Here is a 25,829-nt window from a genome sequence, read left to right as displayed (position 1 = left end):
GGCGGTGACTGAGAAGTTGCCGTGTGAAGTGGAGGACCCGTTGGGGGCCCTCAGGCGGAGGTCAAGAGCGGGCGGTGTTAGCCCGCTTTCTTTGCTTACTTTCTTTGCGGCGGCAAAGAAAGTAAGTGCCGCCCCGCACAGGGGCGACGCCTGAAGCAGGCAAAACAAAACGCGGATGCCAAAGCAAAACCAGGCAAACCACCCCAGCGTCGCAGACAAAAAAACCTCAGAACAATAACCTCTGCCCCGACGCCAAAGTCGCAAAATCATCCTTAAGCAAAGGCAAAATCGCATCAGCCACGGGCTGCAACTGCCTCGTCAGATAATGCTCGTAGTCGATCTCCGACCGTAACGCCTCGCGCGTTTCCAGCGGCTCTGGCCCAGCGCCAGTCATCACATAGCTGATCCATCCACCGTTCTGATACTGCAACGGCCGTCCACGCTGGCGATTAAACTCATCAGCGGTACGCGCTGCCCGCACATGCGGCGGCACATTGCGTTCATAGTCGGACAGCGGCCGACGCAGCCGCTTCCGATACACGAGCAGCTCATCAAACTCACCCGCCAGCGTGCGCCGCACATAATCCCGCACATACTCGCGATAAGGCTGCTGCTTGAAGATCCGCAGATACAGTTCCTGCTGAAAACGCTGAGCCAGCGGCGTCCAGTCGGTCCGCACGGTCTCCAGACCTTTGTAGACTACCTCTTCACTGCCATCGGCGAGCACGGTCAAACCTGCATAACGTTTCTTGCTGCCTTCCTCCGCGCCCCGCACGGTCGGCATGAAAAAGCGCCTGTAATGCCGTTCGAACTGCAACTCAAGCGCGCTCTCAAGACCGAAGCGCTCGCGCAAATGCTCCCGCCACCACGCGTTGATGCCAGCGACAAGCTCGCGCCCAATCCGCGCCGCGTCTTCCTCGTCATGCGCGTGACGCAGCCAGACAAAAGTCGAATCGGTGTCGCCGTAGATCACCGCATAACCGCGCGCTTCGATCAGCTCGCGCGTGCGATGCATGATCTCGTGTCCGCGCATCGTGATCGACGACGCAAGCCGCGGATCGAAAAAGCGGCAACCCGTCGAACCCAGCACGCCGTAAAACGCGTTCATGATGATCTTCAACGCCTGCGACAGCGGCTTGTTGTGCTCGCGCTTCGCCGCTTCGCGTCCTTCCCAGACCTGCGCGACGATCGACGGCAGGCAGTGGTTCGCACGCGAAAAACGCGCGCCGAGGAAGCCAGGCACGGAGTGTTCGTCGTCGGGATTGCGCACGCCGTCGACCAGTCCGACAGGATCGATCAGAAACGTGCGAATGATCGACGGATACAGGCTCTTGTAATCGAGCACGAGCACGGAGTCGTACAGGCCCGGCTTCGAATCCATCACGAAGCCGCCGGGACTCGCCGCGCCCGCAACATCGCCGAGATTCGGCGCGACGTAGCCGAGCCGGTGCATGCGCGGCATGTACAGATGCGTGAACGCCGCCACCGAGCCGCCGCTGCGGTCGGCAGGCAGTCCCGTCACCGTCGCGCGTTCGAGCAGGAACGGCAGCAGGTCCGTCTTCTCGAAGATGCGTGTGACCAACTCGCAGTCTTTCAGGTTGTAGCGCGCGAGCGCGGGCTTGTCCTCGTCGAAGCGGCGCTGGATCTCGTCCATCCGCTGATAAGGGTTATCGATGGACTTGCCTTCGCCCAGCACCGATTGCGCGACATATTCGAGGCTGAACGACGGAAAGCTCCAGGTAGCCGAGCGCAGCGCCTCGATCCCGTCGATGATCAGCCGCCCGGCCGCGCCCGCAAAAAAATGGTTCTGCTTCAGCCCGTGCTCGCGCCATTCCATCACCGCGCCGCCACGCCCGATGCGCAGCGGCACGCCATGCTTCTGCGCCGTTTCGTGCAGCACTTTTAGATCGAACTGCACGAGATTCCAGCCGATGATGGCATCGGGATCGTGCATTTCCAGCCATCCGATCAGGCGCTCGATCAGTTGCGCCCGCGTGTCGCAGTACTCCAGCGCGAAGTCGATGCCCGACGCGTCGCCGTTCTGCGGCCCGAGCATGTACACCTGACGCTGCCCGCAGCCTTCGAGCGCGATGGAATACAACTCGGCGTGCGCGCTGGTTTCGATATCGAGCGAAACCAGCTTCAGCTTTGGCCGGTAGCCGCTCGCAGGCTTCATGTCGGCGTTCAGCAGCGGGCCGCGGCCGTCAGGATTCGCCTCGCCGCCATACAGCACGGGCGCGGTGATAAAACGCTCCATCATGTAGCGATCGGGCGGGAACACATCGGCTTCGTACACATCGACGCCGCCTTGCGTCAGGCGCTTCTCGAGCCCGGTCAACTGCCGGTATTGCGGCGAATACAGCCCGAGCACGGGCCGGTGGTGAAAATCGCACAGTTCCAGCTCGCGCAGCTCGATGCCGCGCGATTGCGCGCTCTTCTCCCGGCGCAGCACGTCTTCCGCGCGCTCGCGTTGTGCCGAAGGGATGAACGCGACGTTCGACTGCGGACGCAAACGGATATGGCGCGGACCGTCGTCGGTCGCGAGCCAGAATTCGACCTCCGTGCCGGAGGGCGAATCGCGCCAGTGACGGGTGAGAAGAAACCCCTGTTGAAGCTCACTCAAACGGAAAACCTCTGCTGAAAACGCCTGTCGGGACACTTTTTTGCAGCAATTTTACCCGTCCTGGAAGACCCGTGCGCGCCGCGCTTTCCCTTGTCAGGCAAGGGTTTCGACGCGTCGATAGGAAAATTTAATAAGCTGCATCGCAACAATCAAATTTCTTAAATTCTGCGACTTCTTCATAATTCAATCCATCGCAGCACCCCAACCAACTCAACTGAAGAGGACGTATCAGATGCCGATCATCAACAGCCAGGTCAAACCGTTCAAGGCCACCGCGTATCACAACGGCGATTTCGTGACCGTCACCGACGAAAGCCTGAAGGGCAAGTGGTCCGTCGTCGTGTTCTACCCGGCCGACTTCACGTTCGTGTGCCCGACGGAATTGGGCGATCTGGCCGACCGTTACGAAGAATTCAAGAAAATCGGCGTTGAAATCTACAGCGTGTCGACCGATACGCACTTCACGCATAAGGCATGGCACGACACGTCGGACACGATCGAAAAGATCAAGTACCCGATGATCGCTGACCCGACGCTGGCAATCTCGCGCAACTTCGACGTTCTGATCGAAGAAGAAGGTCTGGCACTGCGCGGCACGTTCGTGATCAACCCGGAAGGCGAGATCAAGCTGTGCGAAATCCACGACAACGGCATCGGCCGTGACGCTGGCGAACTGCTGCGCAAGGTGCAGGCTGCGCAATACATCGCGGCTCACCCGGGTGAAGTTTGCCCCGCCAAGTGGACGCCGGGCGCAGAAACGCTGACGCCGTCGCTCGACCTGATCGGCAAGATCTAAGTTTTACCGGCTCGCTAGAAGCCATACGCTACCCGCTGTCATTTCTGTCTCGACGGCGCCGCCTTGCGCGGCGCCGTGTGAGGCAGTCCGCAAGGCCACAAGTCTTGCGAATTGCCTTACCGCGCCGCGTTCCTCGAACGCACTGGGCGCGAACCGGATTTCACGTTTTCCTCTCGCCACGGACCCAAAAAAATGCTCGACGCGAACCTGAAGACCCAACTCAAAGCCTACCTCGAGAAAGTCAGTCGTCCTATCGAGATCGTCGCTTCCGTCGACGACAGCGCGAAGTCGCAGGAAATGCTCGCGCTGCTGAATGACATTGCCACGCTGTCGGAGCGCGTGAACGTGATCGAGCGTCGCGGCGACGACGAGCGCAAGCCGTCGTTTTCGATCGGCGAACCGGGCAAGGCCGCGGGCATCCGCTTCGCGGGCATTCCGATGGGTCACGAGTTTACGTCGCTGGTGCTGGCGCTGCTGCAAACGGGCGGCCACCCGATCAAGCTCGACGACGCCGTGATCCAGCAGATCCGCGAACTCGACGGCGACTACACGTTCGAAACGTATTTCTCGCTGTCGTGCCAGAACTGCCCGGAAGTCGTGCAGGCGCTCAACATCATGGCGCTGGTCAATCCGCGCATCCGTCACGTGGCGATCGATGGCGCGCTGTTCCAGAACGAGGTCGAGTCGCGCCAGATCATGGCCGTGCCGACGATGTTCCTGAACGGCGAAGTGTTCGGCCAGGGCCGCAGCGGCGTGAAGGAAATTCTCGCGAAGCTCGACACCAACGCCGGTGCGCGTGCCGCGAAGGAACTGGAAAAGAAGCCGGTGTTCGACGTGCTGATCGTCGGCGGCGGGCCTGCTGGCGCGGCGGCGGCGATCTACTCGGCGCGCAAGGGTATTGCGACGGGTGTGGTGGCCGAACGCTTCGGCGGCCAGGTGCTCGATACGCTGGCAATCGAAAACTTCGTCTCCGTGCAGGAAACGGAAGGACCGAAGTTCGCCACGGCGCTCGAACAGCACGTGAAGAGCTATGAAGTCGACGTGATGGACGTGCAGCGCGCCGAAGCGCTGATTCCCGGCAAGATCAACGAAGTGCGCCTCGCAAGCGGCGCGGTGCTGAAGGCCCGGACGATCGTGCTGGCAACAGGTGCGCGCTGGCGCGAAATCAACGTGCCGGGCGAGCGTGAATATCGCAACCACGGCGTGGCGTACTGCCCGCACTGCGACGGTCCGCTGTTCAAGGGCAAGCGCGTGGCCGTGGTCGGTGGCGGGAATTCGGGCGTCGAGGCGGCGATCGATCTGGCCGGCATCGTGAATCATGTGACGCTGATCGAGTTCGGCGCAGCGCTGCGCGCCGACGAAGTGCTGCAACGCAAGCTGCGCAGCCTCGCGAACGTGACGGTCATCACGGAAGCGCAAACGACGGAAATTACCGGCGACGGCAAGAAGGTGAACGGCATCACGTACACGGACCGCCGGTCGAGCGAGTCGAAGCATGTCGAACTCGAAGGCGTGTTCGTGCAGATCGGTCTGGTGCCGAACACCGAATGGCTGAAGGGCACGATCGAACTGTCGAAGCACGGTGAGATCGTCGTCGACGCGAAGGGCGCGACGTCGGTGCCGGGCGTGTTCGCTGCCGGCGACGTGACGACGGTGCCGTTCAAGCAGATCGTGATCGCCGTGGGTGAAGGCGCGAAGGCTTCGCTGGCCGCGTTCGATCATCTGATCCGCACGAGCGTCGAAGACGAAGAAGATGTGCAGGCGGCGGCGATGGCCGAGGCCTGATAGACAGGTTGGGGTGGTGCTGTAAGGCGGACGGGCTAGCGTGAGCTAGCCCGTTTGTCTTTGTACGCCGCGCTTACTTGTGTGCGAGCTTATGCGTGTGCTTGTGTGAGTGCTTGTTGTGTGCCTTGCCCGGTTTCGCGGCCTTGCGATAGCCGTGATGTTCGTGGACAGACTTCTGATCAAGCTTTTCAGCAGGCGCGTCGACATCCTGCTCGATGGCCGGTCTTGCCTGGACGTCGCGAGCGTGCTGTTCGATTTGCGCTGCGACCGCGCGGTCGTGGGTCATCACGATGCCGTCGCCCGATGTCTGCGCCGATGCGACGCCCGCAACGGCCAGCAGCGAAGCGAGCAGAGCGGCAGAGATCTTGTTCATGGTGTTCTTGATTCCGTTTGATGGGTTGATTCAATACGCTTCGTGCCGATCGTGTCGGCCCGCACGAGCGCATCGGATTGTCCATTGGATGCCGCGTGCATAGCGTCAAACTCTGTCAAGCGTTGCGTGATGTGTGGTGCATTGCCTCGCTTGACTAATCTTTACAGCGTCCGTCAATCCTCTGTGCTACCGTTTTTTCGGCCATTTATTCGGAATGCGAACAGAATCGCCATCAACCGGAATTCCGGGAAAATCACGGAGGAGAAGACCATTGAATAATTTGACAAAACTCACAGTGGTCGGCGTTTCGCTGGCCAGTCTGGCGTTGATGGGCTGCAGCAATAAAGATCAATCGCCGCAAAGCGCCGCGCAGAGTAAGGGCGACGCAGCCGCGGAAGTCGTGAAGATCGGTCACGTGGCGCCGCTCACGGGCGGCAGCAGTCATCTCGGCAAGGACAACGAGAACGGCGCGCGGCTCGCCGTCGAAGAAATCAACAAAAATGGGCTGGTGATCGACGGGCGCAAGGTGCGTCTCGAACTCGACGGCGAAGACGACGCAGCCGACCCGAAGACAGGCACACAGATCGCGCAGAAGTTTGTCGACGAAGGCGTTGTCGCCGTGATCGGCCATCTGAATTCGGGCGTCTCGATTCCTGCATCGCGCATCTATAACGATGCGAACATCGCGGAGATTTCGCCGTCGTCGACCAATCCCGAGTACACGCGGCAAGGTTACAAGAGTGCGTTTCGCGTCGTCGCGACGGATGCGCAGCAAGGACCGGCGCTCGGCGGATATGCGCTCAGGTCGCTGAATGCGAAGACGATTGCCGTCGTCGACGATGCAACTGCTTACGGCAAGGGTCTCGCCGACGAATTCGCGAAGGCAGCGCAGGCGGGCGGCGGGCGCATCGTCGCGCGCGAGGCCACCACCGACAAAGCCACCGACTTCCGCGCCATTCTCACCACCATCAAGAGCGCGCATCCGGATGTCATCATGTTTGGCGGCATGGATTCGACAGTTGGTCCGTTCATTCGTCAGGCCATCGCGCTCGGGTTGAATGCGAAAGTGCTTAGCGGCGATGGTGCGTGCACCGAGAAAGTCTCCGAGCTTGCGGGCGACGCTGTAAATAATCTCGTATGTTCCGAAGCAAGTCTTGCGGTGTCTCGCATGCCGAACGGCGCGGAATTTGAAAAGCGCTTCGAGACGCGTTTCAATGGGCCGATTCTGTTCAACGCGCCGTTTGCCTATGACGCCGTGTACGTCGTCGTCGATGCGATGAAGCGTGCCAACGCGACAGACGCCGCAAAGGTGCTCGCCGCGTTACCCGCTACCGACTACAACGGCGTGATCGGACATATCGCCTTCGATGCGCGTGGCGACATGAAAGAAGGCGCGATTACGCTGTACCACTATAAAGACGGGAAGAAGACGCTTCTGGACGTGGTCAAGTACGGCGGCACGTCGACGTAAGACGACAAGCGCGGCTTCTATCGACTGGATGCCGCGCCTTTTTTTGATTGTTCTTGACGGTTGTCGGCGCCAAGCTTGCCGATTTGCCCCGGATCGACGCCGCCCAGCATCAATTGCTCAGCGGACCAGCGGTAGTAGATGTTGACGTTCCGCGCCGCCCATGTCTTTCGATGAAGCCTGCGGCGGGGCGCCGGGGGCTTCGAGGCTGCGTGTGACTTCCTTACGCCAGGCGCGCGATCGACAACGCCTGGTGCGTCATGACGGCGAGCACCGAAGGCGTTGGGTACGCAACACACGCCGATGCATAGCTCAATGACGACGAGCATGGCAAGTCGCAATCCAGCGACGTTGCGGGAACGTTGCTCCGTGCGCGTCAAATATCGTCGTCCCGCTCGGCTTTGCTGGCGACACACTCGATCTGCACGCTCATCGACGGCGCACGCGTCAATCCGAGTGCATTTGCCGCAGCGTAAGACAGATCGATGATGCGTCCTTTGACAAACGGGCCGCGATCGTTGATCCGGACCACGATCGACTTCGAGGTAGATAGCGACGTCACGCGCACATACGTGCCAAACGGCAGCGTGCGATGCGCGGCCGTCAGCGCGCGGCCATCGTAGCGCTCTCCATTAGCCGTGCGGCGACCCTGGAATTTATGCGCGTACCACGAAGCATGGCCCAGTTGCGGTGGCGCACTGCCCGTCGACTGGAACGTAAGAGCTTCGGGTTGGACGTTTGCGACGTCCGTGGCGCTGACCTCAGAGACAGACGTTTCGACCGTTGTCGACACCGCTCCACTCGCACTCGACACTTCATGCTCCGACGGAATCTGAGCGCACCCAGCAAACAGCCCGACGATTCCTAGTAATCCAAAAAGACGTAGCGTTGACACGTTAGACCGCGATTCATCAAAAGAAACGGGTCTAACGGTCTCAAAATCTTCGCGTTGACTGCGCGAAAAAATTGATACGGACTTTTGACGATTCTTTACGCAACGACGCGCCGCGAATCGTTGCGAGGACAGTGCGGGAAGAGAACGATCACTTGCCCATGACGGCTTCGATCGATTCCCCCTTTACGACGATCTCCGTGCGGCGATTGCGTGCGCGCCCTTCGGACGTGTCGTTATCCGCCACGGGCCGATCGAACGCATAGCCCACCAGCGTGATACGCGACGCGCGAATGCCGTGGCGTTCGAGTTCTTCTGCGACCGATTTCGCGCGCGCCTCTGACAGTTTCTGGTTGTATTCGCGGGTGCCGACATTGTCGGTGTGGCCTTCGACGATCATCGGCTTCTGCGTGCGACTCAGCACGATGACGACACGCGAAACGGCAGCGCCGGCATCCGGACTCAGCGTCGACTCGTTGAAGTTGAACAGGACCTTTTCCGGCAGACGGATCTGCACGTTGTCCTTGTTCTGCGTCACTTCGATGCCGGCTTGCCGGTTCAGCGCTTCTTCCTTGCTGCGATCGAGGCCGCCGCATGCGGTGAGAATGGACAGCGAAACGGCGCAGGCGGCAAGCGTCAACAGATTTTTCATGATGGTGAGATTTTCGTTTGAGAGGTGGATGCGGAATCGCCTGGGGGCAGGATTTTTTATCAAACGAGAAGATCATTTTGTGAGGTATGCCGATCTTTTTCAAAATTTGACATGAAGATGTCGCGTGGATACGCCGGATTGCAAACAAGCGTGAAACTTGCGGGCGATCGGACGTAACGGTCAACGGTTTGGATCAGGTGGCGTTAGTCGCAAGCAGCGTCGCCGTGATTCCTGAGAGCCGGAAAGCGGATGGCGTCGTGCAGTCTCTCTTCATCCACTTCAAACGAAGGAAAATCAGCATGAGCATTTTCGGAACCATCGTCAGCAAGATCTTCGGCAAGGCGAAGCCGGCTGAGGCGTTGCCCGCCGAACCCGTGGCGCCGGCTCCCGGCGACGCGTCGGCAAGCACGGTCGCGCTTGTATCGGTCGCGCTCGCAGATGTCGACGTTGCGGCCGTGATGGACCAACTGGCGGCGGCCAATCCGCAGAAACTCGACTGGCGCCGCTCGATCGTCGATCTGATGAAACTGCTCGACGTCGACAGCAGCCTCGAGCATCGCAAGCAACTGGCGGGCGAACTGAAGTACGGCGGCGACACGAACGATTCGGCGTCGATGAACGTCTGGCTGCACAGGCAGCTGATGACGGCACTCGCGGCGAACGGCGGCAAGCTGCCGACGGATCTGGCGAGCTAACGCGGCAACACGTGTGTTCTCCACAGCCGCCCGAATCGATCCGATGTGTGGGCGGCTCACCGGATCAACTGGCTGAATAGGTGCTCAACCGTAAACCAGCCCGCCTCAATCAGAAGCACGCGCGCCGGCATAACAAAAATCGAAGCCGCGCGCCTGCCTTCGACCGTGTGACATCGCGTCGCACGTCTATCACCGATCTTCGTGCAGCGTCCTTGACGCGGATCAGGACTTCGAACACGCCCCGTCCCTAGAATCGCGCTGCACATGGGACCTTGTGCGCTTTGCCTCGCAAACCCCACACGTGTTCAGCGTGGTTCAACGATTATTGGGCAAACATGTTAGCCAGAAAAACCTTTAGAGGTTGCCTCATACCGGTCAGCATCGGTCTGACCGCTTTACTCACGGGATGTCAACTCGAAGTGCTCGACCCGAAAGGCAGTGTCGGTGTCGCCGAGAAGTCGCTGATCGCGACGGCGACATGGACGATGCTGATCGTGGTCGTGCCCGTCATTCTGTTGACGTTGTTTTTTGCGTGGCGTTACCGCGCGTCGAACAAAGGCGCGGTGTACGCGCCGAAGTGGGCGCACTCCACGGCGATCGAAGTAGTCGTGTGGACGATTCCCGCGCTGATCATCCTGTTCCTCGGCATCCTGACGTGGCGAACCACGCACGAGCTGGATCCGTACAAGCCGTTGGAATCGAGCGTGAAGCCGATCGACGTCGAAGTCGTCGCGCTCGACTGGAAGTGGCTGTTCATCTATCCCGATCTCGGCATTGCGTCGGTGAACCAGCTGGCGATGCCGGTCGGCACGCCTGTGAATTTCCACATCACGTCGGACTCGGTGATGAACTCGTTCTTCATCCCGCAGCTTGGCACGCAGGTCTACGCGATGGCGGGCATGCAGACGCGCGTGCATCTGATCGCGGACGAGGCGGGCGACTACGCGGGCGTGTCGGCGAATTTCAGCGGCAAGGGCTTTTCGGACATGAAGTTCCGCACGCTCGCCGTGAATACCGCCGAATTCGACGCGTGGGTGCAGAAGGTCAAGGCGTCGCCGGAGCGGCTCGACATGGACCACTACTACACGGTCGCGAAGCCGAGCGAGAAGGAGCCGGTGCGCTATTTCTCGTCAGTCGATCCGAAACTGTTCCGCAATGTGATTGCGAAATACAACAGCGGGCATGTCGTCGATTTCCGTGACGCCAACTGCAGCCCGAGCGCTTCGAAGGAGTAACCCATGTTCGGCATTCTTAATCTGGAGGCGATTCCGTTCGATCAGCCGATCATCATGGGCGCCGCCGCCCTGATGGGCCTGATCGTGCTGGCTGTCGTCGTGCTCATTACGCGCCTGAAAAAATGGCGCTGGCTGTGGACGGAATGGCTCACGTCCGTCGATCACAAACGCATTGGCGTGATGTATATCGTCGTTGCCGTGCTGATGCTGCTGCGCGGCTTCGCCGATGCAGTGATGATGCGCCTGCAACTCGCGCTCGCAAGCGGCGGGGCGGCGGGCTATCTGCCGCCGCATCACTACGACCAGATCTTCACGGCGCACGGCGTCATCATGATCTTCTTCATGGCGATGGCGCTGATGGTGGGTCTGTTCAATATCGTCGTGCCGTTGCAGATCGGCGCGCGCGATGTCGCGTTTCCGTTCCTGAACTCGTTGAGTTTCTGGATGACTGCGATCAGCGCGATCCTGATGAACATTTCGCTGGTGATCGGCGAGTTCGCGCAGGTTGGCTGGCTTGCGTATCCGCCGCTGTCGGAGTTGCAGTTCAGTCCGGGCGTGGGCGTCGATTACTACATCTGGGCGCTCGAACTGTCCGGCGTCGGCACGCTCATCACGGCGATCAACTTCTTCGTCACGATCATCAAGATGCGCGCGCCCGGCATGACGCTGATGAGGATGCCGGTGTTCACGTGGACAGCGCTGTGCTCGAACGTGCTGATCATGGCGACGTTCCCGATCCTGACGGTTGCGCTCGCGCTGCTCGGCCTCGACCGTTACGCGGACATGCATTTCTTCACGAACGAGGCGGGCGGCAACGCGATGCTGTATCTGAACCTGATCTGGGCCTGGGGTCACCCGGAGGTCTACATTCTGGTTCTGCCCGCATTCGGCATCTACTCGGAAGTGATTTCGACGTTCGCGAAGAAGCCGCTCTTCGGCTACAAGACGATGGTCTACGCGACCTGCGCGATCATGATTCTGGCGTTCCTCGTGTGGGCGCACCACTTCTTCACGATGGGCTCGGGCGCCGACGTCAACGCGTTCTTCGGCATCGCGACGATGATCATCGCCATTCCGACGGGCGTGAAGATTTTCAACTGGCTGTTCACGATCTATCGCGGCCGTCTGGAATTCACGGCACCCGTGTTGTGGACGCTCGGCTTCATGATCACGTTCACTATCGGCGGCATGACGGGCGTGATGATGGCGATTCCCGGCGCGGACTTCGTGCTGCATAACTCGCTGTTCCTGATCGCGCACTTCCATAACGCCATTATTGGCGGCGTGGTGTTCGGCTATCTGGCCGGCTTCAGCTACTGGTTCCCGAAGGTGTTCGGCTTCAAGCTCAACGACAAGCTCGGCAAGAGCGCGTTCTGGTGCTGGTTCGTGGGCTTCTATGTGGCGTTCATGCCGCTGTACGTGCTGGGCTTCATGGGCGCGACGCGCCGTCTGAATCACTACGACAACCCGGCATGGCAGCCGTACATGATCGTCGCGGCATGTGGCGTTGCGCTGATTGCGGTTGGCGTCGTGTTCCAGGTCGTGCAGGTGGTGGTCAGCATCATCAACCGCAACAAGCCCGAGTATCGCGACGTGACGGGCGATCCGTGGGGCGGCCGCACGCTCGAATGGTCGATCTCGTCGCCGCCGCCCGTTTATAACTTCGCGACGATTCCCGTTGTGGAGGAACTGGATGCGTTCGCGTACATGAAGGAAACGGGCAGGGGCCTCGGCGTTCATGCGTCGTATCAGGACATCCACATGCCGTCGAACACGAGCGCCGGTTTTTTCATCGGCATGTTCAGCCTGGCGTTTGGTTTCGCTGCCGTATGGCACATCTGGTGGCTCGTGATTGCTTCGCTGGTGGCGATTGCGGCGATTGTGATCGGCCGCAGTTTTGGCCGCGACGATGGCTACTACATCCTGTCCGACGTCGTTCGGGCGATCGAAAACAAAGGCCGTAAGCCGCTCGCGCAACCTGCGCAAGTGTCGCCGGCGCTCGCGGAGGTCGAGTGATGCTGCAAAAAGTCCATGCCGCAACCCTGAACGAGGCTGATGGCCACGGTCACCATGGCGAATCGCATTCGGTATTCGGCTTCTGGCTGTACCTGATGACCGACTGCGTGCTGTTCGCATCGCTGTTCGCCGTGTTCGCCGTGATGGCGCATCAGTTCAACGCGGGCCCGACGGGCAAGGATCTGTTCGACATTCCCGGCGTGGCCGTCGAAACGGCTGCGCTGCTGTTGAGCAGCATCACGTACGGCTTCGCGATGGTCGCTGCGCGCGGCCGGAATACGCGCGCCGTGCTTGTCTGGCTGGCCGTGACGTTCGTGCTCGGTGTTGTGTTTCTGAAGCTGGAGCTGGGTGAGTTCTCGCATCTGATCGCGGAAGGCGCGGGCCCGTCGCGCAGTGCGTTTCTGTCGTCGTTCTTCGTGCTGGTTGGCACGCACGGTCTGCACGTTGCGACGGGGCTGATCTGGATGGCGGTGCTGGCCGTTCAGGTGGCGCGCGCGCCGGAGCTGACGCAGCGCGAGATCACGCGTCTTACTTGCCTCAGCCTTTTCTGGCACTTCCTCGATGTCGTGTGGATTTGCGTGTTCACTTTTGTTTATCTCGGGAGCATGTACTGATGGCTCACTCGAATTCTCATGCGCTCGATGCCGAAGCGGGGCATGGTGGTGTCGGCGGATATGTGGTCGGCTTTGTGCTGGCTGTGGTATTGACCGCTGCAGCGTTTGGCATTGTGCTGCAGGGCTGGTTGCCGGCTGCGTCGGCGCCGGTTGTGCTGGCTGCACTCGCTGTTGTGCAGATCGTTGTGCATCTGGTGTTCTTTCTGCATATGAGCGTGTCGAACTCCGGTCAGCGGTGGAATGCGCTCGCGCTTGCTTATACCGTGCTGGCTGCCATGTTTTTAGTGTTTGGCACGGTTTGGGTTATGCATAACGTGAGTATGAATATGATGTCGCGGTAAGGTTTTTTTGTTTTTGTTTTTCTTCTTGTTCTTGTTTGTCGACGGCTTTTTTTAGCTGGCATCCGCGATTTGTTTTGCCTGCTTCACGCGTCGCCCCTGTGCGGGGCGGCACCTACTTTTCTTTGCCGCGGCAAAGAAAAGTAGGCAAAAGAAAGCCGCTGAACACCGCAAGCTCTTGTTCCTGCCTGAGGGCCCCCGACGGTTCCTCCGCTTCACACGGCGTTCTGCCATTCACTGCCCGTTGCCAACGCTTTGAACAGGCGCCTCACCCAGTTCATGCACCCGCGTCACTGCACGCGTTGTCGAATTGGACACGTCCTATAGCGGCAAACTGTGTGTCGGATTTCGCGGCGCATGCGCTCCACTCCGGGCTGAAAAGCGCGAGCGGTGTCGTAAGAGCGCCGCGGTGTGAAGCATTACGACCTACACACAGTTTGCCACCTGGGCGGCCGTAACCATTCGCTGCCGCTTGCTGCGCTACGGGGGAGTGAAGTGGGTGAGGCGTTGATTCGAAGCGCTGGCAACGAGTGGTGAATGGCAGAACGCCGTTTGAAGCGGAGGAACCGTTGGGGGCCCTCAGGCAGTGGTCAAAAACGGGCGGTGTTAGCCCGCTTTCTTTGCTTACTTTCTTTGCGGCGGCAAAGAAAGTAAGTGCCGCCCCGCACAGGGGCAACGCTAGCAGACCAGAGACAAAACGCGGATGCCAGCGACAACAAAAGCAAACCACGCCAGCGTCGCAAGACAAACCAAAAACAAACCAAAAGCAAACCAAAAGCAAACCCCGCACAGCGGCAACACCCACGCCGCGCACGCGCCACCCACATGCCTGCAAAAACAAAAAAAAGCGGCAAACACAGAATGTTTGCCGCTTTTTCTTTACAACATATTCGTTGGTAGGCTCGATTGGACTCGAACCAACGACCCCCACCATGTCAAGGTGGTGCTCTAACCAGCTGAGCTACGAGCCTAGCGAAGAGCGCGAATTATAGAGACACGTTTTCGATCGCGCAAGTGCCCGCAGCAAAATTGTTGTCGAGGAGAGTTTTGGCCGGTCCGGGGACGACAACACGCAAGATGCTCCACAGAGCGCCCCGAGACGGCTACGATTGTCGATGATGCATCTCGGAGGCGAGCCGGGTCATGAAAAAGAGTCGTCAGCAATCTCCGCGCGTCGTTCGCGACCATATCCACGCCATGCGCGACCATACGCATGCCGTCTGGCGCGATCTGGCCGTGTCGTTCCTGCCGTTCGTGCTGCTGTTCGCCGTGCTCGTCTGGCTCGTGATCTGGCTGGTCGATCCCGCACCGCCCCGCTCGATCACGATCAGCGCCGGTCCCCACGACAGCTCCTTCATGCAGTACGCGCAAGAGTATCGAAAGATTCTCGGCCGCAACGGCGTCAAGCTCAACGTGCTGGAGTCCGACGGCTCCGTGCAGAATCTCAACCGGCTGCTCGACCCGAAGCAGAAGGTGGACGTCGCGCTCGTGCAGGGCGGCGTGTCGGCGGGACGGGATACGAGTTCGCTGATGTCGCTCGGCACCGTGTCGTACGTGCCGCTGATCGTCGTGTATCGCGGCAAGGGGCTGTCGCAACTGTCCGATCTCGAAGGCAAGCGGGTCGCCATCGGCCGTGAAGGCAGCGGCACGCGGATGCTGTCGCTCGAACTGCTCGCCGCCAACGGCATCGTGCCGAACAGCGACACGACGCTGCTGCCGCTCGATGGCCTCGACGCCGCCAGGGCACTCGTGTCGGGCCAGATCGACGCGGCGCTGCTGAGCGGCGACTCGACCACGCGCGCGATGATTCTGCGCCTGCTGACCATTCCCGGCGTCTCGGTAATGAACTTCAACGAAGCGGACGCCTACACGCGTATCTTTCCTTATCTCGACGATCTCGATCTTCCCGTCGGGTTACTCGATCTGAGGCGCCGGATTCCGCCCGAGCCGCTTCATCTGATCAGCCCGACGGTCGAAATGGTGGCGCGCCAGAATCTGCATCCCGCAATCTCCGATCTGCTGATCGAAGCCGCGCAGGAAGTGAACGGGCCCGCCGGTCTGTTGCAGAAGGCCGGGCAGTTTCCGAATCCTGTCGTGCGCGATTTCCGCATCAGCGAGGACGCGACGCGCTACTACAAGTCGGGCAAGAGCTTCCTGTACCGCACGCTGCCGTTCTGGCTCGCGACCGTGGTCGACCGGCTGCTGGTGTTGCTGCTGCCGATCGCCGTGCTGCTGATTCCCTCGTTGCGGCTGATTCCCGCGCTGTTCACGTGGCGCGTGCGCTCGCGGATCTACCGGTACTACGGCGCGCTGATCGCGATCGAGCGCGAGGCGATGCGCAGTTCGTCGGCGGAAGAACGCGCGAAGCTGCTGGCGGAACTCGACCGGATCGAGGCGTCGCTGAACACCTTGCGTATGCCGCTTGCGTACGCGGACGGCTTCTACGTGCTGCGCGAGCACGTGCGGTTCGTGCGCGAGCGGCTGGAAGGCGTGCGCGAGCGCATGCACGCGCATCCGTAGCGCGGCGTGCTGCCTGAGTGCTTCGCGGTGAAAAAGCGTGATGCGTCAGTGAGATGCAGCGTCCGTCCGGATGTTGTCCACAGGGTTGTCAACGAAAACTGTGGAGAAGTTTTTCCCGCAGCGCAACACACCCACAAACATCTGTTCTGTTTAGATTCAACAAGTTAGATGTTTACATGTTGGATTCAGCGCTGGCTAGAATCCGACCGTGACATCTGTTTTGTGGGGAATACCGTGGGGGAAAATCGTTCGCAATCCATCAGCCAAGGGATGCTCCTGAAGCTCACTGCAGCCGATCATGGCCGCGTCCTGAACGACGGCTCGGGTCTGTCCGGCACTAGCGAATATCCCCATGACCCGTATGAGGGCGCGAGCCTGTTTCCGACCGCCTATTTCTCGCAGGAAGAAGTGTTCCGTAAGGGCTATGGCATCGGAATGGTCGGGTCGCTTCCGGCAGATGCGGCACAGTTCGCAACAGACATACAGGATCGCTTCCTGCCAGGCTATCTGACCGTGCTGCCCCTGATCCGTGAGGAAATCCGAAAGAAGCTGCCGGATGTGGTAGCGGAGCAGTCTATTCTGCGGGAACTCGTGGAAAACATCGACGAAAGACCAGATGAGTTAGCTCTTGAGAGCCGACGCTTTCAGAAACTCAATTACAGGGATGCCCTATCCATAAAGATAGAAGTCCGCCGCAATACGGTGAGTATCTCACTGAACTGCATGTCGTTAGCGCTCGCGGACAGGGTGCTTGAGATCGTGGAGCTTGAAACGTGCGACGGAGGCTGGTATCTGGGCCCCGCAAGCAGCACGGAGTGAGTTCGGGCAGGAAATGATACTTCGGGTTGTTTGCTGATTATTTAGGATAACAAAACATGAAGATAAGTAACGAAGAACGTCTCGTATCAGGCGGTGATGTGAAGGCACGTATCCTGGAGCTTGAGACGGTGCTCCGGGTACTCGACATGTCGGACTGCGACGAGCAACGCGATGCACTGCTTCCTGAGTTCAGCGTGCTGAAGAAGCTCGACTGCGCAGTGAGTTATGCGTTGGCCCGTGCATGGACGACAGAGGTGCTGGTGCGGGGTACGTACTTTGGCGAGTACATGCGGCAGCGGGCTGAGAGTGAATTCAGGGATGGCGGCTGGCTGTTGGCGCACGTGGACTGGCAGCAGGTGGCGCTCGCTGCGCGTATGGACTGGATGAGTGTGGAGTTCGACGGCGTGACCTACTGGGTGAGGTAAGGCATGTACGCAGGACAAGAATTCAATATCGAATCGGGCGGCTTCACGTTCCGCGTGAAGATCGTCGCCGACACGGATATGGGTGCGCCGTGGAAAGAGCACGATGGTCACGGCGAAGTGAGCGAGTGGACCGGGCGTGACAAGCGTCCCGGTGAGATCGTGCTGTGCACTGACCGGCGCTCGCGCCGCTACTACGACTGGCAGGTGTCAATGAAGATCGCGCGCCGGGACGGCTGGGGCCTGTGTGATGAGGACAAGACGGCGCTCATCAAGTCACTTGCTGCACCAGGGATTGTGGGGAGGGGAACACACCAGGGCATTGGCAGACCTGGCCGCGACCCGGCGAAGCCTCTTACACAGGGTGAGATCACGGCGGAAGCCGTGCGTCGTGACTTCGCGTATCTGCGCGGCTGGTGCAACGACGACTGGCAGTGGGTAGGCGTCGTGGTCGAGCTGCTGGACGAAGACGGTGAGGTGATTGATGACGTGAACGACTCGCTGTGGGGCATCGAGTCCGGGGCCGACGATTATCTGCGTGAGACGGCGCAGGGCATGGCTGAGGGGCTGGCGACCGGGCTGCACGAGAAAGCGCGCGAACGCATGTACTGGAACGCAAGGGACATGGTGACGGTATGAGCATACGACTGCGGAACCAGAAGCTGCGCACGCAGAAGGTCATTGATCATTTTCGCGGTTTGCCCGGTGAGTTCCCGATGCTCAAGGGCCTGCTGTGTGCCTCGCACCCGATGGAAGGGCAGGACGTGGTGCGCTACCGGTATTTTTTTGACTCGTCGCTGATCGCCGCCCGCATGGATGAAATCAATGCGGCAGCGCGTGAGGACGCGCTGAAGTTTCTAGGGGTGGGAGAGCAGTGAGCAACCGCCACCCATGGCGTCGCGCCGTGCATGCGCACGGTCGCGGCAAGGATTCACGCAGGAAGGAGAACGTCATGTACCGGATGACATTGAGCCAGCAGGCTGACGTGCTGGCGCGTATCACGCTCGCAGCACCGTCCGACACCACGCGCAGCGCGGCCATTGCGGCGGCCCGCGAAGGGCACGCCACGGCCATGCAGGTGCTGGAGATTCATCGCAACCTGCAACGCTGGGCCGAGCTGGGTACGGGCATCGCACGCAGCGAAGCGAGGCGTGCGCTTGCGCAGGTTGACGATGACACAGGGGTTCGGTGGTACGACACGGGAGGAAAGCAATGACGGGTATCGAATGGGAGCGGGAGGGAAAATCATAGGGTGTGATTTTCCCCTATCATGGACGTGCCACAGGCGGCCTGCACTGACATGCAGCCGCCTTCTTTTTTCAAGTCACTTGTTGTGGCTGTCAATGAAGCAGGTGTCGCGGATTCTCGCCTTGTGCCAGAACGGATTCTCCCCTGGACACCCACACGCCACCATCAGGGTCGTAGACCCCCCACAGGCTTTGCTCATGCTCGGACGGCACACGACATACGTTGATACATTCGACTGCATGTTTGCACGTGAGCGCCAGTGTTGCATCGCCCATTTCATCCACTACTTCAAGCTGTGCAAAATAGTCGGGCAAACCGATAGACCTGAACTCGTCACGTATGAAGTCGAACACCCATTGAGGGAACGAGATCGTGATTGCGGCGGCACCTTTAGATGGCGTGAATTCGAGTGGCACATACCGGATGCGAGGTGCTCCGGTCTTTACGATCAGTGAATTTGTATCTTCAAGCACTGCAGCAAATGCCATCATGCACCACAACTTGCCGCCGCAGCCCTGAACGTGTCCCAGCAGGTCGAACTCCTGTAACGACATAACCCGCCAGTTATCTGAGTCGTCGTTGCCGTGGTACTTGTTCCGCATATGCGCGTAGACTGCTGCGAGAATATGTGACGTGAAGAGAAGGGGACCATTCTGTGTTCCGTCACCGATCCATGCCGGCTCGATGAATAGGCCTGTACTCGAAAAGCGCTTGCGTATGACAAGCCAGAGTGAAACGGGCGCGATGTACTGGGTTTTTACCTTCATTCCTTGTCTTTCCGTTCTGTGTCCCCACGGGTCGCATACACCCAGTCATCCCATTCTTCCGCCGACATATAAGCGAGTGCCGCTTCAGCACGATTGTCGATGTACCGTTCCCGCTGCTCGGGAGTCAGACTTTGCCAGAACGGAGTCCACACAAAGCGATCCCAGTATTCCGGCTCGCCCTGATTGTAGGAGGTGAACGGCCCCAGGTCGGGATACATGATCCACGGTGGATTCGGACTAAATTGCTCCGTGGAAAGACGGTCCAGCAATTCCGAATCGTTGGTCAAAAGATAGACGTTACGGGCAAGGAACTCTATGTCGCGGGCGATGAAGGAAGTAAATTCACCGCGTTGAAAGTGCAGAAAATCCAGGTCCTCACCATCACCGCGAACGATGTTGAAAAACTTGGGGTAAGCGGCTACCTCCATGTTTTGTGTCCATATAAAAGCGTGAAAGCCGTGCTCGCCCAGATACTCAGTACGCGGATATCCTGGCGAACGGTCAGTCTGTGCGACTAGGTTTGGATTGCTGAAGGTAGCGCGCAAGACTTCCGGCGTTCGCCGAAACAGTTCACACAGATATTTTTCGTGGTCTATGGGCCGTTTCCATTCCGGCGTAAACCGATCACGCATTTTTCCAAAGATCGACATAAACCCTCTTATTTGATACCTGCCTTATCGAGTACATACTCTTCACCAAAGTAGCCAATTGCACCTCCGATCAGGCCGCCGACAAGTCCCGTGATGAAAGCGCCTGGCCCGAGTTCGATACCGCAAAGCGTACCTTCCGCCGCGCCGATACGCGCGCCTAGTGCAGCACCGGCCCATCGGCCTGCCATGCTCCCTTCCCATCCCGCGATCTGGCGAAGTGTAGACCTCTCGATGGGCTTGATGCTCTTGATGCGCATCGACTCGCCAGCGGATGCGGCGAGATCGTATCCGGTCAGGAAAATGCCGAACACCTGGACAACACGCGCCCACTTCTCGAAGCCGAGCGTAATTGCCAGCCCAGACTTGGAAAAAATGCCGTCAGCCGGGACTACAGGAGCGGGCTTGACCAGAAATTCGTTATCGATACCCAGGGACTTCTTCAGCGTGTTCAAGCCTTCGCGACGTTCCTTGGAGGGTAGGTCCTTCAGGTATTCGTTGACTGCTCGTCCTATTTCGTCGGGAGTAACGAGTTTCGCACCATACCGTTTTGCCTTGGCGATATCAACATAGACTGTTTTCCCGTCAAAGCGTGGTGAACCTTCAGGGAAACTACCGCTCGCTGAGGCAAAGGAGGTTACCTTGTCCTTGCCCAAAACGTGCTCGGCGACGCTCGCCAGTGAATCAGGATTGCGTGCCCAAAGGCCAGTCCGTTCTGGGTAGACCTCACGGATTTTCTGTAGCTCGGAAAGCTCCAGTTTCTCCAGGTAAGGGTTTTTGGTTGTCGTATAGGTCTTTCTGACGAGAAAGCCTTCGGGTCCAACTTCATCAACAGTGACGAAGAAGAACGCTCTCGCGGGCATCAGGTGCCCGAAAACATCGTATTGGGAATCGGGCTTCGTATTCGTTTTGGTCTGGTAGACGTAATCGCTCATTGGTTCCAGCGCTCCAGTGCCTTGACGCCAACTGCGATATCAAGTGCGGTTTGATCGTGGGTGAAAACACGTGGGCACATGCCCAGTTCGTCGGTTAGCCCCTGATACGTTTTTCCCGTGCTGTCCGTGATGTGATACGGGCAGTTGACAACAGCGTTGCCCGACTCATCGACAATGCGGATTTGCTCGTCGTAGCTTCGGATCTGCTGCGCGGGCTCATTTGCTGTGCTCGTGCGCGTGGTTGTGCCGCTCCCACGTTGCTCAATCAGCTAGTCGCGGCGTCCCGCAAGGACGAAATTTTTCTTGCAGGGACACGCAACCATATCCAGGTCCGCGACCATCTTTCGGCCTTCGTCCGTCCATTCGCTAACGCTGCCAAGGATGCGCCAGGGACCATCGTGGCATAGCCCGCACGTCGCATAGTCCAGGTCTACCGCGAGCGTGCGGCGGTCCTCGTCATACTGTGTGGACGACCCGCTTATAACCGTGCCGCCCGTAGTCGTTCGGTCGCCTTTTGCGACAAGCGCTTTCATGGTGTGTTGCTCCAACGTTCAAGTGCCCGCATGCCAACTGCGATATCGAGCTGTGAAGCGTCGTCGGTATAGACACGTGGACAGTAGCCCGATGCGTCCGTAAGCCCCTTGTACACACCGCCACTTGCGGTGCGGATGTGGTAGGGAGTGCTGGCTAGCGGGCGATCGTCGGCGCCGAGAATTCGCACACGCTCGTCATATGAGCGACGATATTCACTGGTCATTGAACTGCGAGAGTCACCGCCGTTCATCGTTGCCCATTCTTCGGGTTCAAACGAGTGCCAGGCACTATTCTGTGAGGCGAGCATGACGGGCGGCGGCGTGCACCTGCAGATGCAGATGTCGCCGTCCAGCGCCTCCTGTTTGCCCATCATCGTTGCGGTGCGGTGCGGCCCCTTCCACCCGATCACACCTTCAGACTGGCAGCCGCTGCACCACACCCTGGCACCGATGAAAGTTATTGGTGTGCCGTAATGGGTACAACGGTCGATGCCCTCAATGACCACACCGCCATTAGTGGACTTGTCGCCCAGCAGAAGGATCGCCCGTCTCATGCGGAACCTTCCACGTTGCATTGCTGCTTTCCAGACATTCCAGTATCCCCGCGAAGCAAATGAAAACAGCCGGTCCCGCTGCTTCCAGACTGGTCACGCAGCAGGCAAACCCGCGCCCGCATACGCGATGCTGCCGCTCCGGCCCCGAAGGCGGAATGAGATAAGTCCTATTTGGGGTCTGATCGATGCGTGGCGCATTGCTGCGCGTTCGCAATTTGATCTGCAACAAACCGGCGGGGAATAAACAGCCTTTGAACAGAGTGTCTGAGGACGCGTTACCTTGTAACGTGTATCAATACACGTTTCACTTCTACCTGAAGTCAATTGAAGAACACACCACAATCAAGTCTTTCAGACATAAAGGTGTGCAGCGCCTGTTTGAAACCGGCTCGGCAGCAGGAGTCCAGGCAGCACACAAGGCACGATTGACACGTCAGCTAACAGCCTTGAACCGGGCCAGATCACAGCAGGACATGAATCAGCCCGGTTGGGGGCTGCATCCCCTTAAAGGTGATGAAGCTGGAGTCTGGTCAGTGACCGTGAATGGCAACTGGCGGCTGACGTTCATGTTCGAGGGCGAGGATGCGATCCTCGTTGATTACCGGGACTATCACTGAACGTTCCCACAGCACCGGGATATGGAGAACCTGAAAATGTCCAGAAACGAATCGACCATGTTTAACCCGCCGCATCCTGCGGCAATCCTCCGGGAAGATGTGTTGCCTGCACTGAACCTGACGGTGACCGAGGCCGCAGGCCAGCTTGGCATAACCCGTGTCACGCTGTCGCGCTTGCTTAACGAGCGTAGCGGGATCACCCCCGAAATGGCGCTGCGGATTGAGCAGTGGCTGGGTGTGGAACGGGGTGGTCGGGCTGACCTGTGGCTCGGGATGCAACTCGACTACGATCTCTGGCAGGCACGCAAGCACGCGCCGAAGGCGGTGAGACGCGCTCCCGCAGAAGCGACAGCGTGACCCGGCAAAAATCATGGGGTGTGATTTATGACATTGGCTTTCCGGCCAGGCATGGGTGTCTGCTCCTTCATCATTGATGGGCTGTACCGGTATCTGAAAGAGCACCGTGGCGAGGAACCTGTGGAACTGGTTCTTCACCCCGAGCACAAGCGCATGCTATGCGATGAACTCCAGTTGCGATATCGGGGCGCCCAGTATGACGGGTGCGAGTTCAATGGCATCCCGGTGCTTGAAGACCCGTGCTGCCGCTCCCCCGGCTGGTCACCGGAGACGGTCAGCGCTGGGAACTGTAGCCCTATCATTCGCGCCGTGGGGAATGTCCGCAGCGTTCCCCGGCGGGTGTGCACCGCAGCGTAGACAACCAGCCTGTCAGTATTCCGGTTCAACAAGTGACTTGTAGGACCAGCATGAGAACTGCCTCAGGGCGTTCGAATGATGTGTGTCGCATAACCGAGTACATGTTAAGAGTTTACTGATACAAAGATCGTTCTGACTTCGCAATCATCCAGTCTCGATAGCTAAACAAGAAAAAGGACGAAGGATGTCGAGCGGAAGAGATTTCTCAGTGCGGGCGGTATATCGCTGCTAGGAGTTGGCGTAACGTCAGCGTTAGGCCAGCAAGCGCCCGTGCGGCCAGAGCGCAGTCACAATCGGCGTACTGGGTACGCAATCACGAATGGTCCTCAGGCACTCAGGAGGAAGGACGGTGACTGGAAGCTGTGGGTCCGAGTTATCAATTTTGATGATCTGAGCGGCGACATTCACGCGACGATCGAGGTTTCGACTGATCGCGGTTTCAGCCAGATTGTCGATCGAATTCCAGTGACTCTCCGTCAAAAGAAGTCATTCATATCACAGGTTCACTATCACCCATCCGCGCCGAATTCGACACTTTTCTTCCGCTACGTTATTGACGATCAGCGAAGAGACGTGAGCGCAGTCAGTGCTGTAGTCAATTCAATATCCCCGTGGACTGACGAATCCAAACCGGAGTAATCATGCCGAGAGTCGAACTCGTAGCACAGGTTGTGGAGAAAGGATCGGACTCGATGAGTCTGTTTAGCGGAATACAGGGAATGCTCAAGGACCCTGCGCAGCAAGGGAATTTGAGCCTGATAGTGAATTCGTCGGTCCTTGTGGCCACTGTAGTCAACATCTTTCCAATGTTCCAGCCGTTCCGCATATTGATGAACGGATTTACTGCAACGACTGTCATTACGAAATTGGTCGTTGACTGGAAAGATCCGGAAAAGAAGATCCAACCCGGTGATGTACTGACGCTTGTTAGTGCGACCGGCGTTATCACCATGACAGTTCTCGCGTTATCAGAAATTGGCGTTTCGATTGCGGTGGGGGTCGGGGCGATGGTCCTCGCAGCTGATCTTCTTAACAGTCTCGGTCCATATCTCGACATGCTTAAGATGTACGCAGAGACTCTCCTGCCAGATGTTGTGCCGATGGACCCTCCGATTTCAACGAAGAGTTCTAACCTTTACTGGGCATCGTTGCGCGACGGGCCTCAACTCGCGACCTACGACGAAATCATGTCGGTGAACGACGGGAAGTTCAAGGCGCTGGCGGACGTGGCGAAGAGTGGAAAAAGTCTCTTGCCGTACGGTTCGCTGGTCCCGGGTAGTATTACGCCTGTTGATGAGCAACAGTACAGAGGTGATTATTGCAACCGCAAGGGTCAGATCGAGGGCTGGGCAGACGTCAAAGCTGCAATGGATTACTGCATTGATAATGAACTCTGATCGTGTACCTGGAAGTGTACGGGTTGCGCTCTACCTGTTTGTGATCTCGCTCGCGGCTGGAGCGACGGTCGAGTGCGTTTCTATCGCGCGCAACACGAATTCGGGAGGCGATACTGCAATCATCGCGTTGACATGGGGTGCCAGCGCGGTGGCTGTTTGGGCATGCTCCAAGCGATATTTTTGGGGATGCTACCTCGTGGCACTCGCGACTTCGGAAGGCATTCTGTGGTTCCGCTTTCACAGAGCGTGGGTTCAACAGGAAGGTCTCGCAATGATTTTGATGTTTGCGTTCGCGCTCATACTTCGATTCGTGTCACTTATCATTATCGCGCAACCGCGAAACAAGGCATGGTTCAAGCGAACTGCCATTCAAGCAGGACCACCTAAAAGTCGTTCAAGAACTGTACTTGAGCTTGCATGCGGAATTTGCTTCGGGCTTTCGCTCACCTCATTTACTCCGCAAAGTCCTTGGGGTGGTTCGTATCGCGTTGGGATTGTATCTGGCGCTGCGGGAGTGGTTCTCTTGATCGTAGTTTTGATTAAAGGCAGACGGAAGAAACTTCTTGGAAAGAGTCAGGATGCTTGAGGTTGGTCTGCCCGATGCGTGTAGCGAACACGACACCGACGTTCTACGACGGACGAAGAGATGTAATAAGGGGGCAAGATTCCGTAACGCCATTCGCCTTACCGAAGTATTTGACAGCATCGGTGCCGTACTTCGTTTCAATGGATAACCGACACTGGGGAACTGTGATCCTAATCATCGGTGCGGGGAATCTTCGCCACGTTCCCCAGCGGGTGTGCACCGCAGCGTAGACAACCAGCCTGTCGGCATTCCGGCTCAACAAGTGACTTGTAGGATCAGCATGAGAATTGCTGTCAGGTTGAGTGCTTTACAAAACACATGTCTAATGTGTAGGGCCTACCCCGCAATGGGGAGTGGCAGTTTCCCCGTGCCGCAGCGTGTGGGAAAACGTGGGGGAACGATGTTTGACGGCGTGCGGGGAATGCCCAATTTCCCCGCACATGGCCCGCAAAGCGTTATGGCTTGGGGTTCTGCGCTGTGGGGGGAGAGTTATCCACGGACTTGTCACCAAAAACTGTGGATAAAGCTGAGGCGGTTTTTCACGCGACCTCGGATGCATTGAGTGCAATCTGAATTGCATCAA

26 protein-coding genes and 1 tRNA gene are annotated in these 25,829 nt (G+C 58.6%); 17 read left to right on the top strand and 10 right to left on the bottom strand.

Features of this window, described 5'->3' with window-relative positions; genetic code table 11:
* Nucleotides 1–226: 226 nt before the first annotated feature.
* Nucleotides 227–2,623: a DNA polymerase II gene (locus G3O01_RS16315; protein WP_205806172.1), complete on the bottom strand. Its 2,397-nt coding sequence runs from the start codon at nt 2,621–2,623 to the stop codon at nt 227–229.
* Between the two features lie 232 nt (nt 2,624–2,855).
* Here G3O01_RS16315 and ahpC point away from each other — a divergent pair, with 232 nt between their 5' ends.
* The gene (gene ahpC / locus G3O01_RS16310) at nt 2,856–3,419 is read left to right on the top strand and encodes an alkyl hydroperoxide reductase subunit C (RefSeq protein WP_205806171.1); all 564 of its coding nucleotides are present in this window, start codon (nt 2,856–2,858) and stop codon (nt 3,417–3,419) included.
* Between the two features lie 192 nt (nt 3,420–3,611).
* Nucleotides 3,612–5,204, top strand: coding sequence for an alkyl hydroperoxide reductase subunit F (ahpF, locus tag G3O01_RS16305; protein ID WP_205806170.1), 1,593 nt, complete (start codon nt 3,612–3,614; stop codon nt 5,202–5,204).
* A gap of 73 nt (nt 5,205–5,277) precedes the next feature.
* Here the strand turns inward: ahpF and G3O01_RS16300 are convergent, their stop codons facing one another.
* On the bottom strand, nt 5,278–5,577 hold the full coding sequence (locus tag G3O01_RS16300; RefSeq protein WP_205806169.1) for a hypothetical protein: 300 nt from the start codon (nt 5,575–5,577) through the stop codon (nt 5,278–5,280).
* A 328-nt stretch (nt 5,578–5,905) separates the two neighbouring features.
* Here G3O01_RS16300 and G3O01_RS16295 point away from each other — a divergent pair, with 328 nt between their 5' ends.
* Nucleotides 5,906–7,048 carry a branched-chain amino acid ABC transporter substrate-binding protein gene (locus tag G3O01_RS16295; RefSeq protein WP_205806415.1) on the top strand — a complete coding sequence of 381 codons (1,143 nt, stop codon included), beginning with the start codon at nt 5,906–5,908 and terminating at the stop codon, nt 7,046–7,048.
* 17 nt (nt 7,049–7,065) lie between these two features.
* On the opposite strand, the gene G3O01_RS16290 is transcribed toward G3O01_RS16295, so the two are convergent.
* The 3 genes from G3O01_RS16290 to G3O01_RS16280 all read right to left on the bottom strand — a co-directional run bounded on the left by G3O01_RS16290 (nt 7,066) and on the right by G3O01_RS16280 (nt 8,589).
* The gene (locus tag G3O01_RS16290) at nt 7,066–7,374 is read right to left on the bottom strand and encodes a hypothetical protein (RefSeq protein ID WP_205806168.1); all 309 of its coding nucleotides are present in this window, start codon (nt 7,372–7,374) and stop codon (nt 7,066–7,068) included.
* A 47-nt stretch (nt 7,375–7,421) separates the two neighbouring features.
* Nucleotides 7,422–7,838: a septal ring lytic transglycosylase RlpA family protein gene (locus tag G3O01_RS16285; protein ID WP_346779196.1), complete on the bottom strand. Its 417-nt coding sequence runs from the start codon at nt 7,836–7,838 to the stop codon at nt 7,422–7,424.
* Nucleotides 7,839–8,088: 250 nt separating this feature from the next.
* Nucleotides 8,089–8,589, bottom strand: coding sequence for an OmpA family protein (locus G3O01_RS16280; protein ID WP_205806167.1), 501 nt, complete (start codon nt 8,587–8,589; stop codon nt 8,089–8,091).
* A gap of 299 nt (nt 8,590–8,888) precedes the next feature.
* Between G3O01_RS16280 and G3O01_RS16275 the strand changes: the two genes are divergently transcribed.
* The 5 genes from G3O01_RS16275 to cyoD all read left to right on the top strand — a co-directional run bounded on the left by G3O01_RS16275 (nt 8,889) and on the right by cyoD (nt 13,490).
* Complete coding sequence (locus G3O01_RS16275) at nt 8,889–9,284, top strand: DUF3597 domain-containing protein (RefSeq protein WP_205806166.1); 396 nt, start codon at nt 8,889–8,891, stop codon at nt 9,282–9,284.
* 335 nt (nt 9,285–9,619) lie between these two features.
* The gene (gene cyoA / locus G3O01_RS16270; RefSeq protein WP_205806165.1) at nt 9,620–10,519 is read left to right on the top strand and encodes a ubiquinol oxidase subunit II; all 900 of its coding nucleotides are present in this window, start codon (nt 9,620–9,622) and stop codon (nt 10,517–10,519) included.
* Nucleotides 10,520–10,522: 3 nt separating this feature from the next.
* Nucleotides 10,523–12,535 (top strand): cytochrome o ubiquinol oxidase subunit I, encoded by a 2,013-nt coding sequence (cyoB, locus tag G3O01_RS16265; RefSeq protein ID WP_205806164.1) that lies wholly within the window; start codon nt 10,523–10,525, stop codon nt 12,533–12,535.
* Nucleotides 12,535–13,149 carry a cytochrome o ubiquinol oxidase subunit III gene (gene cyoC, locus G3O01_RS16260; RefSeq protein WP_205806163.1) on the top strand — a complete coding sequence of 205 codons (615 nt, stop codon included), beginning with the start codon at nt 12,535–12,537 and terminating at the stop codon, nt 13,147–13,149. Before cyoB ends, cyoC begins: the two co-directional genes overlap by 1 nt.
* The gene (gene cyoD / locus G3O01_RS16255) at nt 13,149–13,490 is read left to right on the top strand and encodes a cytochrome o ubiquinol oxidase subunit IV (protein ID WP_205806162.1); all 342 of its coding nucleotides are present in this window, start codon (nt 13,149–13,151) and stop codon (nt 13,488–13,490) included. The genes cyoC and cyoD overlap by 1 nt, the downstream gene beginning before the upstream one ends.
* A gap of 891 nt (nt 13,491–14,381) precedes the next feature.
* On the opposite strand, the gene G3O01_RS16250 is transcribed toward cyoD, so the two are convergent.
* Nucleotides 14,382–14,458 (bottom strand) — tRNA-Val (locus G3O01_RS16250).
* A 172-nt stretch (nt 14,459–14,630) separates the two neighbouring features.
* Between G3O01_RS16250 and G3O01_RS16245 the strand changes: the two genes are divergently transcribed.
* The 6 genes from G3O01_RS16245 (at nt 14,631) to G3O01_RS16220 (ending at nt 18,464) form a co-directional block, all read left to right on the top strand.
* Nucleotides 14,631–16,007 carry a TAXI family TRAP transporter solute-binding subunit gene (locus tag G3O01_RS16245; protein ID WP_205806161.1) on the top strand — a complete coding sequence of 459 codons (1,377 nt, stop codon included), beginning with the start codon at nt 14,631–14,633 and terminating at the stop codon, nt 16,005–16,007.
* Between the two features lie 270 nt (nt 16,008–16,277).
* Nucleotides 16,278–16,826 carry a hypothetical protein gene (locus G3O01_RS16240; RefSeq protein WP_205806160.1) on the top strand — a complete coding sequence of 183 codons (549 nt, stop codon included), beginning with the start codon at nt 16,278–16,280 and terminating at the stop codon, nt 16,824–16,826.
* A gap of 56 nt (nt 16,827–16,882) precedes the next feature.
* A complete protein-coding gene (locus G3O01_RS16235; protein WP_205806159.1) occupies nt 16,883–17,251 on the top strand; it encodes a hypothetical protein in 369 nt (122 codons plus the stop codon).
* Nucleotides 17,252–17,254: 3 nt separating this feature from the next.
* Nucleotides 17,255–17,887: a hypothetical protein gene (locus G3O01_RS16230; RefSeq protein WP_205806158.1), complete on the top strand. Its 633-nt coding sequence runs from the start codon at nt 17,255–17,257 to the stop codon at nt 17,885–17,887.
* Complete coding sequence (locus tag G3O01_RS16225) at nt 17,884–18,126, top strand: hypothetical protein (RefSeq protein ID WP_205806157.1); 243 nt, start codon at nt 17,884–17,886, stop codon at nt 18,124–18,126. The genes G3O01_RS16230 and G3O01_RS16225 overlap by 4 nt, the downstream gene beginning before the upstream one ends.
* A gap of 74 nt (nt 18,127–18,200) precedes the next feature.
* Complete coding sequence (locus tag G3O01_RS16220) at nt 18,201–18,464, top strand: hypothetical protein (RefSeq protein WP_205806156.1); 264 nt, start codon at nt 18,201–18,203, stop codon at nt 18,462–18,464.
* A 124-nt stretch (nt 18,465–18,588) separates the two neighbouring features.
* On the opposite strand, the gene G3O01_RS16215 is transcribed toward G3O01_RS16220, so the two are convergent.
* From G3O01_RS16215 to G3O01_RS16195, 4 genes are all read right to left on the bottom strand, one after another.
* Nucleotides 18,589–19,263, bottom strand: coding sequence for a hypothetical protein (locus G3O01_RS16215; RefSeq protein WP_205806155.1), 675 nt, complete (start codon nt 19,261–19,263; stop codon nt 18,589–18,591).
* A complete protein-coding gene (locus G3O01_RS16210) occupies nt 19,260–19,913 on the bottom strand; it encodes a hypothetical protein (protein WP_205806154.1) in 654 nt (217 codons plus the stop codon). Before G3O01_RS16210 ends, G3O01_RS16215 begins: the two co-directional genes overlap by 4 nt.
* Nucleotides 19,914–19,921: 8 nt before the next feature.
* Nucleotides 19,922–20,845: a glycine zipper family protein gene (locus G3O01_RS16205; protein ID WP_205806153.1), complete on the bottom strand. Its 924-nt coding sequence runs from the start codon at nt 20,843–20,845 to the stop codon at nt 19,922–19,924.
* Between the two features lie 529 nt (nt 20,846–21,374).
* Nucleotides 21,375–21,932: a PAAR domain-containing protein gene (locus G3O01_RS16195; protein WP_205806151.1), complete on the bottom strand. Its 558-nt coding sequence runs from the start codon at nt 21,930–21,932 to the stop codon at nt 21,375–21,377.
* A 185-nt stretch (nt 21,933–22,117) separates the two neighbouring features.
* Here G3O01_RS16195 and G3O01_RS16190 point away from each other — a divergent pair, with 185 nt between their 5' ends.
* From G3O01_RS16190 to G3O01_RS16180, 3 genes are all read left to right on the top strand, one after another.
* A complete protein-coding gene (locus tag G3O01_RS16190) occupies nt 22,118–22,549 on the top strand; it encodes a type II toxin-antitoxin system RelE/ParE family toxin (RefSeq protein ID WP_205806150.1) in 432 nt (143 codons plus the stop codon).
* Between the two features lie 21 nt (nt 22,550–22,570).
* Nucleotides 22,571–22,906, top strand: a complete 336-nt coding sequence (locus tag G3O01_RS16185; RefSeq protein ID WP_241024015.1) for a HigA family addiction module antitoxin — start codon at nt 22,571–22,573, stop codon at nt 22,904–22,906.
* 998 nt (nt 22,907–23,904) lie between these two features.
* Nucleotides 23,905–24,660, top strand: coding sequence for a hypothetical protein (locus G3O01_RS16180; RefSeq protein WP_205806149.1), 756 nt, complete (start codon nt 23,905–23,907; stop codon nt 24,658–24,660).
* The last annotated feature ends 1,169 nt before the right edge of the window (nt 24,661–25,829 follow it).

The sequence above is a fragment of the Burkholderia sp. Ac-20365 genome (assembly GCF_017104715.1).
Classification (GTDB): domain Bacteria; phylum Pseudomonadota; class Gammaproteobacteria; order Burkholderiales; family Burkholderiaceae; genus Paraburkholderia.
This window is presented reverse-complemented; position numbering and strand designations above follow the sequence as displayed.